This is a genomic window from Micromonospora sp. WMMD734 (genome assembly GCF_049178975.1).
Lineage (GTDB): Bacteria > Actinomycetota > Actinomycetes > Mycobacteriales > Micromonosporaceae > Micromonospora > Micromonospora wenchangensis.
In genome coordinates, this window is record NZ_JBMHMK010000001.1 from 2,645,200 (window position 1) to 2,661,318 (window position 16,119).

Sequence of the window (16,119 nt, forward strand, 5' to 3'; positions counted from 1 at the left end):
GCGGTGGGGAGGGAGGCGTCGTCACGGTTGGTGCGGTCGGCGGGGTGGCGGGGGCCGACGGGTCCGGCCGCGCCGGGCGGCGGCGCGCAACGCGGCGCGGGCCAGCTCGGGTCGGTCGGCGGCCCCGTCGAGGCTGGCGGCGAGCGCCCGGACGGTGGGGTGCCGGAACAGGTCGAGCATCGTGATCGACCGGCCGGTGGCGGCGGTGAGCCGGGCGTGCACCGCCGCCAGCGCCAGCGAGTGCCCGCCGATGTCGAAGAAGTTGTCGGCGACCCCGACCCGGTCGCGTTCCAGCACCTGCCGCCAGATGCCGGCGATCAACTCCTCGGTCTCGGTCAGCTCGTCCGGCCCGGTCGGCACCGGCACGGCCGGGGCCGGTGCGGCGGCGGCCACGGTCATCGCGCCCAGCGCCGCCACCCGGACGGTCGGCCGGGGCAGCGCCACGGCCACCGTGTCGGCCGGGGTGTCGGGGTCGGCGGCGAGCGCGCCGACCAGGTCGGCGAGGTCGGCCAGGAGCGCGTCGATCCGGTCGGCGTCGAACAGGTCGGGGTTGTAGACCACGTCCACCCCGCACCGGCCGTCGCGCTGCACCACGTAGACGGTGATGTCGAACGGGGAGCCGGGCTTGGGCACCGGCAGCGTCTCGGCGGTGAGCCCGCTCAGCGTCAGCCGGGGGGCGGTGAAGTTGAGCACGTTGAACAGCACCTGCACCAGGGGCGCCCGGGAGGTGTCCCGCCCGACGCCGAGGGTCTCGACGAGCTTCTCCAGCGGCGCGCCCGGATGGGCGGTCGCCTCGTGCAGCTCGGCGGCGCACCTGTCGACCAGTTCGGCGAACCCGACCCCACCGCCGGTCGTGCCGTCGGGGCCGGTGCGCAGCCGCACCGGGACGGTGTCGATGAAGAAGCCGACCACGTCGTCGAAGGCGGCCAGCCGGCGGTCGGCGACGATCGCCCCGACCAGGTGGTCGTCGCCGCCGGTGAGCCGGCGCAGCAGCTCGGCGAATCCGGCCAGTAGCACCGCCGCGACGGTGCTGCCGCGCCGCCCGGCCAGGTCCCGCACGGCCCGGTCGGCGGTGGCGGTCAGGGTCACCGCCGCCTCCGCGCCCGCGTACGTCTGCACGGCCGGGCGGGGACGGTCGCGGGGCAGGTCCAGCACGGTCGGCACGCCCCGCAGGTGCTCCGCCCACCAGGTGAGGTCGGCGGGGCCCTGCCGGCGGTCCCGCGCGTCGCGCCACACCGCGTAGTCGGCGTACGAGGCGGACAGCGGCGGCAGGGCCGGCGGCGTCCCGGCGACGGCGTGCGCGTACCCGGTGGCCAGGTCGGCGTAGAGGACGGCCTCGGACCAGCCGTCGAAGACCGCGTGGTGCATGGTCATCGCCAGCACGTGCTCGGCGGGGCCGAGCCGGTAGACGGTCACCTGCCAGGGCGGGCCGGTGGCCAGGTCGAAGGCGTGCGCGGCACCGGCGGCGAGCATCCCGGCCAGTTCGGCCTCGGCATCGGCGCGGCCGGTCAGGTCGACCACCGGCACCGCCACGTCGGTCGGTTCCTCGCACACCGCGTAGGGCACCCCGGCGGTCTGCGGGATGCGCCAGCGCAGCACGTCGTGCCGGGTGGCCACGGCGCGCAGCGCCGCGCCGAGCGCCCCGGTGTCCAGCGGGCCGCGCAGCCGGTGCGCGACGGCGATGTTGTAGGGGGCGCTGGAGGGGGCGAGCTGGTCGACGAACCACAGCCGGCGCTGCGGCGGGGACAACGTGGGCGGGTTGCCGGTGGTCAGCCCGTCGGCGTCGGCGGGCGCGGCGGCCCGCAGCCGGGCGGCCAGCGCGGCCGGGGTGCGCCCGGTCAGCACGTCGCGGGTGTCGACGTGCCGGCCCAGTTCGGCGCGCAGCGCCGCGACCAGCCGCATCGCGGCGATGGAGTTGCCACCGGCGGCGAGGAAGTCGGTGTCCGGGCCGGGTGCCGCGCCGAGCAGCCGGGTCCAGGCCCGCCGCACGGCCCGCTCGACCGGGTCGGCCGGCTCGTCGGTCGGCCCGGCGGCGGGGGCGGCGGTCAGGGCGGCGTCGGCAAGCGCCCGCAGTGCCGGCCGGTCCAGCTTGCCGGTGGTGGCGCTGACCGGCAGGTCGTCGCGGCGCAGCAACCGCGCCGGCAGCATCGCGGCGGTCAACCGCCCCCCGGCGTACGCCCGGACGGCGTCGTCGTCGGGCGCGGTGGCCGGGGTGAGGAAGGCGACCAGTTCCGTCCCGGCCGGGCCGGGCACCGCCTCCACGGCCACCCGCTCGACGCCGGGCACGGCGGCCAGCACGGCCTCCACCTCGCCCAGTTCGATCCGCTGGCCCCGGATCTTGACCTGCCGGTCGGTCCGGCCGAGGTAGACGATCCGCCCGTCGTCGGCCTGCCGGACCAGGTCGCCGGTGCGGTAGAGCCGCTCGCCGGGCAGCCCGGAGAACGGGTCGGGGACGAACCGGTCGGCGGTCAGGCCGGGCCGGTTGAGGTAGCCGTCGGCCAGCCCCGGCCCGCCGATCAGCAGTTCACCGGTCTGCCCCGGCGGCACCGCCCGCAACGCGTCGTCCACCACGTAGGCCCGGTGGTTGGGCAGGGGCAGCCCGATCGGCACCGGGTCGGTGTCGACGCCGGTCAGCTCGCCGCTGACCGCCAGCACGGTGGTCTCGGTGGGGCCGTAGCCGTTGAGCAGCCGTCGGCCCGACGCCCAGCGGGCGGCCAGGTCGGCGGGGACGGCCTCGCCGCCGCAGAGCACCGTACGCCAGCCGGGCACCCGGGCCGGGTCCAGCATGGACAGCACGGTCGGGGTGATGAAACCCCAGTTGACGTCGTGGGCGGCGATGAACCGGGCCAGCCGGTCCGGGTCGGCGCGGTCGTCCGCGCCGAGTAGCTGCACGCTGCCGCCGAGCAGCAACGGGACGAACAGGTCGATGCTCGCCGCGTCGAAGCCGAGCGAGGCGATGCCGAGGCTGCGGACCCCGGCGTCGGCGGCGCTGAGCGCGGCGCAGCCGGTGACGAACTCCACCACGTTGCGGTGGGTGGTCAGCACCCCCTTGGGCCGGCCGGTGGAGCCCGAGGTGAACAGCACGTACGCCGGGTCGCCGGCCCGCGCCGGGCAGGGTGCCAGCGGGGCCGGGCCGGTGGCGGTGACCACCTCGATCCCGGGGGTGTCGGCGAACTCGACCGCCGCCGCGTCGCCGACGACCAGCGTCACCCCGGCGTCGGCGGCGATCTCCCGCAGCCGCCGCCGGGGGCCACCGGGCTCCAGCGGCACGTAGCAGCCCCCGGCGAGCAGCACACCGAGGACGTCGACCACCAGGTCGGGGCGGCGGTGGGCGCAGATCCCCACCCGGGTCTGCCGGCCCACCCCCCGGGCCCGCAGCGCGGCGGCCAGGCCGGCCGCCCGGCCGACCAGCTCCCGGTAGGTGAGCCGGTCGTCCCACTGGCGCACCGCCACCGCGTCCGGGCAGCGGGCCGCCCGCTCGACGATCAGGTCGGCAAGCGTGCCGTCCGGCCAGGGCAGTGTCTCCCCGGCGAGGGCGCTGACGGTCAGGATGTCGGTCACTGCACTCCCCGTACGGTGGCGGGGTCGGCTCCCCGGTGGCTGGCGGGTTCGACGCCCGGGTAGGTGGCCGGGTCGGTGATCAGCAGGCGCAGCTCGCTGACGTACCCCCGGCCCGCCGCGTCGGGCACCCAGGAGTCGGCCGGGGTGGGCAGCAGCTCGGTGACGACCAGCGGGACGTCCGGGCCGGTCCGGGCGGCGGTGTCGACCATGGCGCACAGCGACTGGGCGTACAGCGGGCCGGTCAGGTCGACGTAGCAGGGCTTGACCTCGGTGCCGACCTTGACGAACACCCGCTCGGGCAGGTCGGCGGCGGCCCGGAAGCGGCGCACCGCGAGGTAGCGGGCCGTCTCGTCGGGGTGCCCGGCGAGGCCGCTGGCCCCCACCGTGGTCCGCCAGGTGCGTCGGGCCACCACCAGCCGGTCGATGACGATCCGGGGCATGTGCGGGGCCGGGTCGAGCAGCTTGAACGCGTCCAGCAGCAGCGCGCCGAGGACCTGGGCGAAGACCTCCACCAGCGGCCAGCGGACGCCGTCGGGGAAGACCGCGACCAGCTCGTCGCCGTCGTGGCAGACGGTGACGGCGGTGGACGCCACCAGCCTGTCGACGTCGGCCCCCTGCGCGGTGTCGATGCCCAGCTCACGGTCGGTGGGTCCGGGCAGGCCGTAGGTGGTGCGGGTGGCCCGCCGGGGGAAGCTCTCCGGCCACAGCACCCGCAGCCGGGTCGGGCCGAGGTCGGTGTCGAAGTCCGCCCGCAGGGCCGCCGGGTCGGGGTGGAACATGCTGAGCACCGCGCTGTCGAACGCGATCGCGGCCGGATGCAGCTCGCCGAGGACCAGCAGGAACTCCCCCCGCTCGAACGCCTGCGGGGAGGCGGCGGCGAGCTGCACGTCGGGGTTGTGCAGCCGGGCCGACGGCCAGCCGGGCCGGTCGGCGGGGAAGACCTCGGCCACCTGCCCGGCCAGGTCGGCGGCGGACAGCCGCAGCTCGACGCAGTCGGCCGGCAGGTCCCGCAGGCCGAACAGCCGGGCCCACCGCTCGGTGAGCTCAGCCCCCGCGGTGGCGATCGGACCGTGCGGGGAGACCAGCGTGCCCTGGGCCAGCGACCAGATGTCGGCGAGCCGGACCGGCCCGTCGACGGCCAACTCGTCGTACAGCTCGGCCAGCAGGGTGCCGACCCCGACGCCGATCTCGGCGGTCAGCCAGCGGGCGGCCTGCAACACCACCGCCAGCGGGGCGGCCAGCGCGTCGAGGACCGGCGCGCCGAGGCGGAACTCCAGGTCCCGGGCGGAGTCCTCGTAGCAGACGGTGCGCCCGGCGTACATCCGGCCACGGTGGCGGGTGGCGGGCCGCCCGGTGACAGCGGTGAACTCGGCGTTGAGGCCGGCCAGCGCGGCGGCGAGCCGGTCCGGGTCACCGGCGGCGGCGGCGACCTCGTCGCGGGCCGCCCGCAGCCGGTCGAACCCGGCGGCGGCCCCGGCGCGGGCCGGGTCGTCGCCGATCGCGGCGATCCGGTCGGCGAGCACCCGTTCGGCGTCCGGGCTGACCGGCAGGTTGGCCCCCCAGGAGAGGTGGCCCCGCTCGACCCAGCGGTCCAACAGCAGGTAACCGTCGTCGACGCGGTGTACCAGCCCGTCGGCGTGCAGCCGCCGGACCAGGTCGACGGCGGGGGTCCGGCCGTCGCAGTCGGCCAGCAGCCGGGCCTCGGTGGCGGTCAACGCGATCGGCGGGTGCAGCGGCCGGCGCAACTGTCGGTCCTCGACGGTCAGGTGCGGTTGCCGCATCGGCGCCCACCACCGGCGGACGACGAGGTCGTCGGCGAGCCGGTCGGCGTACTCGGTCAACGCCCACGCCTCGAAGAACACCTGCCGGCGGGTGACCAGGGCCGGGCCGGGCCGCAGCTGCACGCCCGGGTGGGCGGGGTCGAACACGCCCCAGCAGACCGGGCCGAAGAAGCCGATCGTCTCGGCCTTGCCGCAGTACCGCTGCCAGTAGCGCAGCAGGCTCGACTCGCGCTTGCGGCGGCGGACGTTGCGCACCGCCGGATCGGTCCGCAGCAGCCCGTCCAGCGCCGCCAGCATGTCCGGGTTCTGCCAGGTGACCGCCTCCCGCAGCAGCGGGTCGGCGGCGATCTCCCCGGCGGCGGCCGAGGACTCCAGGAAGGCCGCGCCGAGGATCTTGCCGAAGACCTCCGGTGGGACCTCCCCGGCGAGCACACCGTCGGCGGCGGCCGCCGCGCCGGGGGCGGCGAACCGGTCCAGCCCGGTGGCCGGGAAACCGGCGCTGCGCAGCACCACGTCCCGCCACACCGACCAGCCGGTGCCGCCCAGGGGTATCAGGTGGCTCATCGGGTGGCCTCCCCGGCGGGGGCGTCGACGATCTGCAACCGCAGCTCGCTGAAGTAGCGCCGGCCGGCGGCGTCGGGCACCCACGCCTGGTCGGGGGTGGGCAGCATCTCGCTGACCACCAGGGAGACCGCGTCGCCGCCGTCGACCCGGGCGGCCCGGACCATGGCGCAGAGCACGTTGGCGAAGGCGGGGCTGCTCAGGTCGACGAAGCAGGGCTTGGTCTCGGTGCCGAGCTTGACGTAGACCTGCTCCGGCAGGCCCAGCCGCCACCGCCAGGCCCGGACGGCCAGGTAGCGGTCGCGTTCCCCACGCGCGTCGGCGAACCCGCACTGCCCGACGGTGGTCCGCCACGTCTCACGGGCCACCACCAGGTTGTCCAGCACGATCCGGGGCGTACGGGGGGCGGCGGCGACCAGCTTGAACCCGTCGACGGCGTGCGCGCTGAGCAGTTCGGCGAAGATCTCCACCAACGGCCACCGCTGTCCGTCGCCGGCGGTCGCGACCAGTTCACCCCGCTCGTCGGTGACGGTGAGATCCACGGTGGGCAGCAGCCGGGCCGGGTCGCCGCCGGGCGCGGGCAGGAACGCCAGGTGCCGGTCCGTCGGCCCGGTCAGCGCCTCGGCGGTGCGACTGGTCCGGCGCGGCCAGTCGGTCGGGAAGAGCAGCCGGACCCGTCGTGCGCCGAGATCCTCGGCGAGCGCGGCGCGCAGCCGTTCGACGTCCGGATGCGCGGGGGTGAACACCGAGCAGTCGAACGACGACCAGCCGGCGTGCAGTTCACCCAGCACGACGGTGTAGTCCCCGCGCCGCAGGGCGTCCATGTCGGGGGCGCAGATCTGCAGGTCGGGGCTGTGCAGCAGGGCGTTGGACCAGGTCGGTCGGGTGGCGGGGAAGGTCGCGTCGATCCGGTCGGCGAGGTCGGCGACCCGCAGCCGGACCACCCCGGCGTCGGCGGGCCGGGTGTCCAACCCGAACAGTCCGGCCCAGCGGGCCGCGAACTCGGCGGCCACCGCGTCGACCGGCCGCTCCCCCTCGCCCCAGAACAGGCCCTGCACCAGGAACCACAGGTCGGACAGGGCGACCGGGCCGTCGCCGGCCTCGGCGCGCAGCTCCTCGTAGAGCGACCGGAACACCGCGTCGTACGCCTGCGCCAGCGCCTGCACCAGCCAGCGCGCGGCACGCAGCAGCACGTCGAGCGGGGCGGCGAGGTCGGCCAGCAGGGGTGCGCCGAAGACCGCGTCGAGGTCCCGGCTGGTGTCCTCGTAACAGATGGTCCGGCCGGCGTACATCTGGCCCTCCCGGCGGCGGGCGGCGGCCCCGGTCAGCGCGGTGAAGGTCCCGTCCAGTTCGTCGAGAGCGACCCGCAGCCGCTCGGGGTCGCCGGCCGCCGCGGCGACGGCGTCACGGGCCGCCCGCAGCTCGTCCCAGCCGGCCTGTGCGGCCAGCCGGGCCGGTTCGTCGCCGATCGCGGCGATCCGGGCGGAGAGCACCGGCTCGGCGTCGGGGCTGACCGGCAGGGCGGCGTCCCAGGTGAGCAGTTCCCGGGCCACCAGCCGGTCCAGCAGGGCGTAGCCGTCCTCGGGCCGGCGCAGCCCGACGGCCGGGTCGGCGACCAGGTCGTACGCGGGCCGGTGGCCGTCGACGGCGGCGAGCAGCGCGGCCTCCACCGGGGACAGCGGGACCGGTGGCCGGCCGGGCCGCAACACCTGGCGTCCCCGGACGCTGAGCTGGGCGCAGAGCCGCGGCGGCCACCAGCGGCGAACCGCCTCGTCGGCACCGATCCGGTCGGCGTAGGCCGTCAGCGCCCACGACTCGAACCAGACCCACCGGCGGCGGATCAGCGCCGCGCCGTGGTCGATCCGGGCCACCTCCGGCTGCTGCGGGTCGACGGTCACCCAGCAGCTCGGCCCGAAGAAGCCGACGGTCTCGTTCTTGCCGGCGTAGCGCTGCCAGTACTTGAGCAGCGCCCGTTCGCGGTCGCGGCGGCGCACGTTGCGGGCCGCGTCGCCGCCGCTGCGGGCCAGTCCGTCCAGGGCGACCAGCGCGCCCCGGTTCTGCCAGGTGACCGCCTCCCGCAGCAGCGGGTCGGCGGCCAGTTCGCTGCACCGGTGCGCGGCGGCGCGGACGGCCTCGGTGAACTCCTTGTCGAACCGGTCCGGTGGGGTGTCGCCGTCGAGCAGGTCGTCGGCGGCGGCGGCCAACTGCGGCGCGGCGAAGCGGGTCAGCCCGTCGGCGGGGAAGCCGGTGCCGCGCAGGATCGCGTCGCGCCACACCGACCAACCGGTGTCGCCCAGCGGCACCCGGTGACCGCCGACCCCGGCCGGCACCGGCCCGACGGCGGCTGGCAGGTCGGCGCGGATCAACCGCAGCAGCTCGGGCAGCCGGTCGTGCAGGAAGAAGTGGCCGCCGTCGAGTTCGTGCAGGGTGAAGCCGGCGGTGGTGTGCTCCGCCCAGGCGGCGCTCTGTTCCCGGCTGACCGCCAGGTCGTGCCGCCCGGCGAACACCACCACCGGCACCGGCAGCGGCACCTCGGGGACGTACCGGTAGCTGTCGACCCGGCCGAAGTCGGCGCGCAGCAACGGCAGCAGCAGCTCCACCAGTTCCGGGTGGTCCAGCAGGCCGTCGGGCAGGCCACCACCGTCGGCGAGCCGGCGCAGCAGCTCGTCGTCGTCCACCCGGGACAGCCCGTCGAAGGAGCTCGCGGCGGTGACGTGCGGGGCGCGGGCACCGCCGACGTACAGCCGCACCGGCAGCTGACGGCCGGCCCGGCGCAGCTCCCGCACCACCTCGAAGCCGAGCCGCCCGCCCATCGAGTGTCCGTAGATCGCGTACGGGCGGTCGGCCCGGTCGGCGATGGCGGCGGCCAGCTCCGCGACGGTGAAGTCCGGGTCGTCGCCGATCCGGTTCTCCCGACCGGGTAGCTGCACCGGCAGCACCTCCACGTCCGGGCCGGCCTCCGGCTGCCAGCGGCGGAACGCGCTGGCTCCACCCCCGGCGTACGGCAGACAGAACAACTGCACCGGTGCCTGGGGTCGGCTTCCGGGCGAGACGAACCAGTTCACCGTGCGCCTCTCTGCGGTGGGTCGATCCAGTGCCGCCGGCGCTGGAAGGGGTAGCCGGGCAGTCCGGTGCGTCGGACGACGCCCTGCGGGTGCAGTGCGGCCCAGTCGACGTCGCGGCCGGCCACCCAGCCGGCGGCCAGGTCACGCAGCGCCCCCGGCGCACCGGCCACGGTGGCGTCGGTGGCGAGCAGTTCGTCGAGTCCGGCGACCGCCTCGGCCAGGTCGGCGGCGACCACGGCGGCCCGCCGGGCGAAGGACCGCCGGCCCAGCGCCAGGGTCGCGGCCACCTCGGGCAGGGCCGGCCCGACGCCGGCCAGGTGGTGCCGCAGCCGGGTCAACGCCGCGTGCAACGCCTGCGGGGTACGCGCCGACACCGGCAGCAGCCAGGCCCGCGGCGGCGACGGCTCGACCGGTACGGCAGGTGGCGGCTGCTCCACGACCACGTGCGCGTTGGTGCCGCCGAGCCCGAACGCGCTGACCCCGGCCACCCGGCGCGGCGCGTCCGGCCAGTCCCGCGCCTTGGTGGGCACGTAGAACGGGCCGCCGGCCAGGTCGATCTCCGGGTGTGGGCGGGTGAAGTGCAGGTTCGGCGGGATCACCCCGTGCTGGACGGCGAGCACCGTCTTGATCAGCCCGGCGATGCCGGCCCCGGCGTCGAGGTGACCGATGTTGGTCTTCACCGCGCCGAGCGCGCAGGACTCGGCGGGGGCGGCGCCGCCGTACACCTCGTGCAGGGCGGCGACCTCGATGGCGTCGCCCAGCGGCGTACCGCTGCCGTGGGCCTCGATGAAACGGACCTCGCCGGGGGCGACCTCGGCGGCGGCCAGGGCGTTCGCGACGGCGGCGGCCTGGCCGGCGGGTCCGGGGACCGCGAAGCCGGCCCGGTCGGGGCCGTCGTTGGTGACCGCCCAGCCGGGCAGGACGGCGTAGATCCGGTCTCCGTCGGCCTGGGCGTCGGCGAGCCGGCGCAGCGCCACCACGCCGACGCCGGACCCGAAGCCGGAGCCCTCGGCGGCCTCGTCGAAGGCGCGGCAGCGGCCGTCCGGGGAGGCCAGCCCGCCGGGGGTGGCCCGGTAGCGGGGCCAGGTGACGTTGACCCCGCCGGCGAGGGCGATGTCGCACTGGTAGTCGGCGAGGCTCTGGGCGGCGGTACACACCGCTACCAGGGAACTGGAGCAGGCGCTCTGCACGGCCACCGCCGGCCCGGTCAACCCGAGCCGGTACGCCACCTGGCCGGGCAGGTGGTCGGTGGACTGCCGGCCGATCAGCCGGGCCTCCCAGTCGTCCGGGTCGACGTCGCCGACCACCGCCGGGTTGTCCATCAAGTGGAACAGGAAGTAGCGGTTGGCGGAGGTGGCCGCGTAGACGCCGACCAGTCCGGGGAAGCGGGTCGGGTCGTGCCCGGCGTCCTCCAGCGCCTCCCATGCGGTTTCCAGGAAGAGCCGGTGCTGGGGGTCGGTGCGGGCGGCCTCCTCGTCGCCCATGGCGAAGAACTCGGCGTCGAAGTCGGTGACCCCGTCGAGCCGGCCGGTGGCCCGCACGTGCCGGGGGTCGGCGCGTAGTCGCGGCCCGATGCCGAGGGCGGTCAGCTCGGCGTCGGAGTGGTCGTGCACCGAGTCGACCCCGGCGCAGACGTTCCACCAGAAGGTGGCCGCGTCGGGTGCGCCGGGGAACCGGCCGGCGAGCCCCACCACCACGATCTCGTCGCCGGTGTACTCGCGGGCGGCGACCGACGGCGCGGTCGGGGTGGGCAGGCTCGGCGCGGGGGTCGGGCCGGTGCGCGCCGCCCCGGCCGGCGGCCCGTCGACACCCGGGTCGAGCAGCCGGGCCTGGGCGGCGATCGTCGGGTGGGCGAACAGCCGCACCATGGGCAGCGTCGCGCCGAACCGGTCGGCGATGCGCTGCTGCACCTGGCCGAGCAACAGGGACTGTCCTCCGGCGTCGAAGAAGCTCTCCTGCCGGCCGACGGCGTCGCGGCCGAGCACCGCGCACCAGATGTCGTGCACGGCCCGCTCGGTGTCGGTGGCCGGTTCCTGCCCGGCGGGGACCGTCCGGGGCGGGTCCGGCAGCGCCCGCTCGTCGATCTTGCCGGTGACGGTGAGCGGGAACGCGTCGAGGACCAGTACGGCGCGGGGCAGCGCGTAGTCGGGCAGCCGTCGGGCCAACGCGGTGCGCAGCGCCGCCGGGTCGAGGTCACCGCCGGCCGGCACGGCGTACGCGAGCAGCGTCCCGTCGCGGGCGATGGCGCGGACGGCGGCGACGCCTGGCTGCGCGGCGAGGACGGCCTCGACCTCGGTCAGCTCGACCCGGAACCCACGGACCTTGACCTGGCGGTCGAGCCGGCCGAGGCAGACCAGTTCCCCGTCGGGCAGCCACGCGCCGAGGTCGCCGGTGGCGTAGCTGGGCGTCCCGTCGGGGTCGACGCCGAACCGGTCGCTGTGTTGGCCGAGGTAGCCGGGGGCGAGGTGCGGGCTGCGCACCACGATCTCGCCGGAGTCGGCCAGCCGCAGCGTGTAGCCGGGTAGCGCCGTGCCGATCGGCAGCGGGCCGGTGCGGCCCGGGTCGGCGTCGGCCAGCGGCAGCGCGTACCGGGCGGCGAACGTCATCTCGGTCGCGCCGTAGCCGTTGACCAGCACGCATCCCGGGGCGAACCGGTCGCGACCCCGGGCGGCGTCGACGTGGGTGGCCTGCTCGCCGCCGAGCAGCACCACCCGGATGCTGTCCAGCCGTCGCTCACCGAGGGTGTCGAGGAGGAACCGGTAGACCGTCGGGGTGGAGTGGTAGACGGTGACCCGGTGCCGGGCGAGTTGCCCGACGGCGTACGCCAGGCCGTGCCGGCGCAGGTCGACCGGGACGACGGCGGCCCCGGTGAGCAGCGCCGGGTAGAGGTCGGGGATGGCCGCGTCGAAGCTGAACGAGGCGAGCAGGCTGAGCCGGTCGGTCGGGCCGATGGCCAGGGTGCGGATCTGGTTGTCGACGACGTGCCGCAGGTTGCGGTGGGTCTGCGCGACGGCTTTCGGGGTGCCGGTGGACCCGGAGGTGAACAGCACGTAGGCCGGGCTGTCGGGATCGACCGGGACGGGGTGCAGCACGGCGGTGGCGGTCGGGTCGAGGACCAGCACGGCGGTGCCGGGGCGGGCGGCGCACAGGGCGTCGGCGAGGTCGCGGTGGTCGGGGACGCAGGCCACGACGCGCACGTCGGCGGCGGCGAGCATGTGCCGGAGCCGGTCGACCGGGAAGCCGGGGTCCAGCGGCACGTACACGCCACCGGCGGCGAGGGTGCCGAGGACGGCCGCGATGGTGCCGACGCCGTGCCCGGTGAGCAGGGCGACCCGGTCGCCGGGGCGGACGCCGGCCGCGGTGAGCGCGACCGCGTGCCCGCCGACGGTGGCGGCCAGGGCGGCGTAGCTGACCTCGTGGGTCTCGCCGAGGATCGCCGGGTGGTCGGTACGGGTGGCCGAAACCTCGGCGAACTGTTGGATGATCGTCGGTTGCGCCATGTCAGCGGATCGGCTCGACTCCACTGTGGGCGGCCGCGCAGGAACAGCCGATTGTGATCATGATCCCCCCCAGGACTTCACAATGGAAGCAGAATAGGGCGACATCCGGCCGAGGAAAGATCATCGATCGGAGTCGGACCGAAGGGCCCACCAGGCCCTGAAGATCGGACGGCGAAAATCGGCCGATCATCCCCCTAGCGCGAAAAGGAGTTTCAGCTTAAGTGTCCAACGACAAGTGATTTTGCGGCGAAAGAGCTTGCAAACCGGCTATTTTCCATCTTGGACGGCGCCTTAACGCCAGGTCAGGCGGGTTGCCGCAGCCGCCGGCCCACGCCATCCTAGGGTCGGCCGACCACCCGGGACCTCCGGCCCGTCAGGACGTGACGGCGGTCGACGCGCGCACGGTGGACGAGGGCACCGGCTACCGGACGGTGGTGGACCTGCTCACCGCCCGGCACGTCACGGCGGCGCCGGTGGTCGACGACACCCGACGGGTGCCCGGCGTGGTCTCCCAGGCCGACCTGCCGACCCGGGGCCGGGGTCACGCCGGCGGGGCACCCGTCCCGCACCCAGGGTCGACCCGGCGACACCCTGCGTCACCAGGGCCGACCCGCCACCCGTGGGGGCTGACGATGGCCGCCCGGGTCCGTAGCATCTGTCGGGTGTCCGCGTCGGCGCGGACACCCGACGGCCGGCGGCGTGCCCTCCGCACGCGCGCCGGGTGGCGACGTTTCCGCGACGGGCAGAGAGGCCGGCGATGAGTCGAGCAGAGCAGGACACCGCGGCGGGCACCGAGGGTGAGGACTACACCCAGCGGTTGCAACGCCTCGGTGGCGCACGCTGGAAGCAGGTGCTCGACGTGCAGGCGCCGTACCGGTGGAACCTCCAGCGGCTCGACCTGGGCCGCACCCTCGACGTCGGCTGCGGCCTCGGCCGCAACCTGGCCAACCTGGGCGAGGGCGCGGTCGGGGTGGACCACAACCCCACCTCGGTGGCGCACGCACGGGCCGCCGGACTGGAGGCGTACACGATCGAGGAGTTCCACCAGTCCCCGCACGCCCGGCCCGGTGCCTTCGACGCGCTGCTCGCCGCCCACCTGCTGGAGCACCTGCCCGCCGACGCGGCCCTGGAGGTCATCTCCAGCTACCTGCCGTTCCTGCGTTCCGGCGGCACGGCGGTCTTCATCACCCCGCAGGAGCGGGGTTACGCCAGCGACGCGACCCATGTCCGGTTCGTCGGGTTCGACGAGGCCGCGCAGGCCGCCCGGGATCTCGGCATGACGGTGGTCAAGCAGTACTCCTTCCCGTTCCCCCGGTCGATGGGCAAGGTCTTCACCTACAACGAGTTCGTCACGGTGGCCCAGCTGCCCTGAGCCCCGCCGTGACCGGCCCGCCTCCCCCGGCACGGTGGGCGGTGCCGTGCCGCCCCGGCACGCCGGGCCGGCCGGTTACCGTGGCGGCATGACCAACCCGACCCGGTGGGCGACCGAGACCGGCCCCGAACACTCCCAGTGGTACATCGACCGGTTCCGCCGGCTCGCCGCCGAGGGGGCCGACCTGGCCGGGGAGGCCCGCCTGGTCGACGCGGTGGTGGCCCCCGGCTCCCGCATCCTCGACGCCGGCTGCGGCACCGGACGTGTCGGTGCCGCGCTCGCCGCGCGGGGGCACCAGGTGGTCGGGGTCGACGCCGATCCCGCCCTGGTCGAGGCGGCCCGCACCGACCATCCCGGGCCCCGCTGGCTGGTCGCCGACCTCGCCACGCTGGATCTCGCCGCCGACGGCGAGGCCGAGCCGTTCGACGCCGCCGTGGTGGCCGGCAACGTGATGGCCTTCGTCGCTGCCGGCACCGAACCCGCCGTGCTGACCCGGATCGCCGCCCACCTGCGCCCGGACGGGGCGGTGCTGGTCGGGTTCGGCCTCGACCGGGGCTACCGGCTCGACCACTTCGACAGCGACCTGGCCGCCGCCGGCCTGCGGCTCGAACAGCGCTTCGCCACCTGGGACCTGCGCCCCTGGCGCGACGACGCGGACTTCGCCGTCAGCCTGCTGCGCCGCCCCACCGGCTGACCCCCGCGCACCGCCCCGGGCGCGGGCCGGGCCGGGTGGTCAGGACGGGGCAGCCGCCGCCCGGGCGGCGGCCGGGTCGAGGGTGCTGCCGGCGGGAACGAGGCTGACCAGGCCGGCCGGGAGCCGGACCGGGGTGACCCCCCGGTAGCCGAGCATGCCGAGCACCCCCTCGTCGGCGAGCACGTAGCGGCGGCCCAGGTCGGTGACCACCGACACCGCCCCGCCGTCGGCGCCCGGCGCGGCCACCGACTCCACGAGCGCACCGCGTCCCGGCTCGACCAGCACCTGGTCGGCGCGCACCCCGCCCGGGGTGTCGGTGCTGCGGGCGGCGGTGAGATCCGGCACGGTCGCGTCGACCCGCACCTCACCGACCGTGCCGTCGTCGCCGATCCGGGCACAGAGCACGCCGCCGTCGACCCCGGCCAGGCGGGGCGGGGCCGGTGGCGGCGCGGTCGGCCCGGTCGGCACCAGATCGGGCAGCTTGGGCGACGCGGCGAACCGGCCCAGGCTGATCGGGGCCGGCTCGTCCTGGCCGGTGCGGGCCATCAGCAGGGCCGCCTGGAGTTCGGTGATCCCGGCCAGGCCCGCGCGCCCGGCGACCGCGTACTGCCGACCGCCGCCGGAGTTGCGGACCAGGTAGACGTCCCCGACCGTGGCGTCGGTGACCCCGGACGAGGGCTCGCCGAGCCCGGCCAGCGACGGCGGGGCCAGGTCGACGCCCGCCGGCAGGGCGTTGAGCAGCGCCGGGGCGGCGGGAACCGCGCGTTCCCTGGTGGTCGCCAGCGCGGCGAGCACCCGGGCGGTGTCGCGCAGCAGGTGCCGACGCTGGTGCCAGATCAGGTGCAGCCCGCCGTCGGGGTGCCGGACCAGCACCGCCTCCTCGGTGAGCCGCCGCCCGCCGGTCGGCTCCCGGCCGATCAGCAGCGCCGAGCGGGGTACGGCCCGCGCCGCCTCGGCCGACACCCGCGAGCAGACCGTCCACGGCGCGGTGGACAGCCGCCCGGCGGCCGGCAGCGAGTCCGGGGCGTCGGCGATGCCCAACGGCAGCCCGCGCGGCACCCCCTCGATGGAGCGGCGGGACACCAGCACCGTACGGGACCGGTCCGCGCCGACGATCAGCAGCGCGGAGGCGTAGTTGAGCACCGGGTGCAGCCGGCCGTCACGGTAGACGAACCGGGCCCCGGACTCCTTCTCGACGATCACCGCACCGGCGTCGCGCCAGCTCGACCCGCCCCCCACGAACAGGCCGTAGAGCGCGCAGCCACCCAGCCCGATCGCCGCCACCAGGACGCTGGCCAGCCCGGCACCGGCCAGCCGGCGAAACGGTGACCGCGCCGGGTCGGTCTCCCGCATGACCAGGGCGGTGACGGCCCGCTGCACGGTGAACTGGTAGGAGTGGAGCTGGTCCTGCCGCGACGGCATGGCGTCCCTTCCGCGAGTCCTCGGCGGACAGGATATGCGCTGCGTCGATGTCCCGTGGACCCTGCGTGGTGACCGGCGGCGTCCGCCCGGCCGCGTCGCCGCGCGCCGGTGCCGCGCCGAACCGGTCACCCGGTAGCATCCCGGCACGACGACGGTGGAGGGA

Annotated in this window: 8 protein-coding genes; 3 read left to right on the plus strand and 5 right to left on the minus strand. The window is 76.2% G+C overall.

Annotated elements, in window-relative coordinates:
* Positions 1-21: 21 nt before the first annotated feature.
* Genes ACN267_RS11225 through ACN267_RS11240 form a run of 4 tightly spaced genes read right to left on the minus strand, consistent with a single transcriptional unit; the run spans position 22 to position 12,468 of the window.
* The gene (locus ACN267_RS11225; RefSeq protein WP_421488583.1) at positions 22-3,561 is read right to left on the minus strand and encodes an amino acid adenylation domain-containing protein; all 3,540 of its coding nucleotides are present in this window, start codon (positions 3,559-3,561) and stop codon (positions 22-24) included.
* A complete protein-coding gene (locus tag ACN267_RS11230; protein ID WP_421488584.1) occupies positions 3,558-5,906 on the minus strand; it encodes a lantibiotic dehydratase in 2,349 nt (782 codons plus the stop codon). The genes ACN267_RS11225 and ACN267_RS11230 overlap by 4 nt, the downstream gene beginning before the upstream one ends.
* Positions 5,903-8,968: a thioesterase domain-containing protein gene (locus ACN267_RS11235; protein WP_421488585.1), complete on the minus strand. Its 3,066-nt coding sequence runs from the start codon at positions 8,966-8,968 to the stop codon at positions 5,903-5,905. Before ACN267_RS11235 ends, ACN267_RS11230 begins: the two co-directional genes overlap by 4 nt.
* Positions 8,965-12,468 (minus strand): AMP-binding protein, encoded by a 3,504-nt coding sequence (locus tag ACN267_RS11240; RefSeq protein WP_421488586.1) that lies wholly within the window; start codon positions 12,466-12,468, stop codon positions 8,965-8,967. Before ACN267_RS11240 ends, ACN267_RS11235 begins: the two co-directional genes overlap by 4 nt.
* A 404-nt stretch (positions 12,469-12,872) precedes the next feature.
* Between ACN267_RS11240 and ACN267_RS11245 the strand changes: the two genes are divergently transcribed.
* The 3 genes from ACN267_RS11245 to ACN267_RS11255 all read left to right on the plus strand — a co-directional run bounded on the left by ACN267_RS11245 (position 12,873) and on the right by ACN267_RS11255 (position 14,534).
* A complete protein-coding gene (locus tag ACN267_RS11245) occupies positions 12,873-13,229 on the plus strand; it encodes a hypothetical protein (RefSeq protein ID WP_421490411.1) in 357 nt (118 codons plus the stop codon).
* Positions 13,226-13,840, plus strand: a complete 615-nt coding sequence (locus ACN267_RS11250; RefSeq protein ID WP_204961079.1) for a methyltransferase domain-containing protein — start codon at positions 13,226-13,228, stop codon at positions 13,838-13,840. The genes ACN267_RS11245 and ACN267_RS11250 overlap by 4 nt, the downstream gene beginning before the upstream one ends.
* An 88-nt stretch (positions 13,841-13,928) precedes the next feature.
* On the plus strand, positions 13,929-14,534 hold the full coding sequence (locus ACN267_RS11255) for a class I SAM-dependent methyltransferase (RefSeq protein WP_204961078.1): 606 nt from the start codon (positions 13,929-13,931) through the stop codon (positions 14,532-14,534).
* 39 nt (positions 14,535-14,573) lie between these two features.
* On the opposite strand, the gene eccB is transcribed toward ACN267_RS11255, so the two are convergent.
* Entirely contained in the window at positions 14,574-15,956 is a 1,383-nt protein-coding gene (gene eccB / locus ACN267_RS11260) for a type VII secretion protein EccB (RefSeq protein WP_421488587.1), read from the minus strand.
* Positions 15,957-16,119: the final 163 nt, after the last annotated feature.

Coding starts and splice junctions, on each gene's coding strand:
- ACN267_RS11230 (WP_421488584.1), bottom strand. CDS start 5,906: ATGAGCCACCTGATACCCCTGGGCGGCACCGGCTGGTCGGTGTGGCGG.
- ACN267_RS11240 (WP_421488586.1), bottom strand. CDS start 12,468: ATGGCGCAACCGACGATCATCCAACAGTTCGCCGAGGTTTCGGCCACC.
- ACN267_RS11250 (WP_204961079.1), top strand. CDS start 13,226: ATGAGTCGAGCAGAGCAGGACACCGCGGCGGGCACCGAGGGTGAGGAC.
- ACN267_RS11255 (WP_204961078.1), top strand. CDS start 13,929: ATGACCAACCCGACCCGGTGGGCGACCGAGACCGGCCCCGAACACTCC.
- eccB (WP_421488587.1), bottom strand. CDS start 15,956: ATGCCGTCGCGGCAGGACCAGCTCCACTCCTACCAGTTCACCGTGCAG.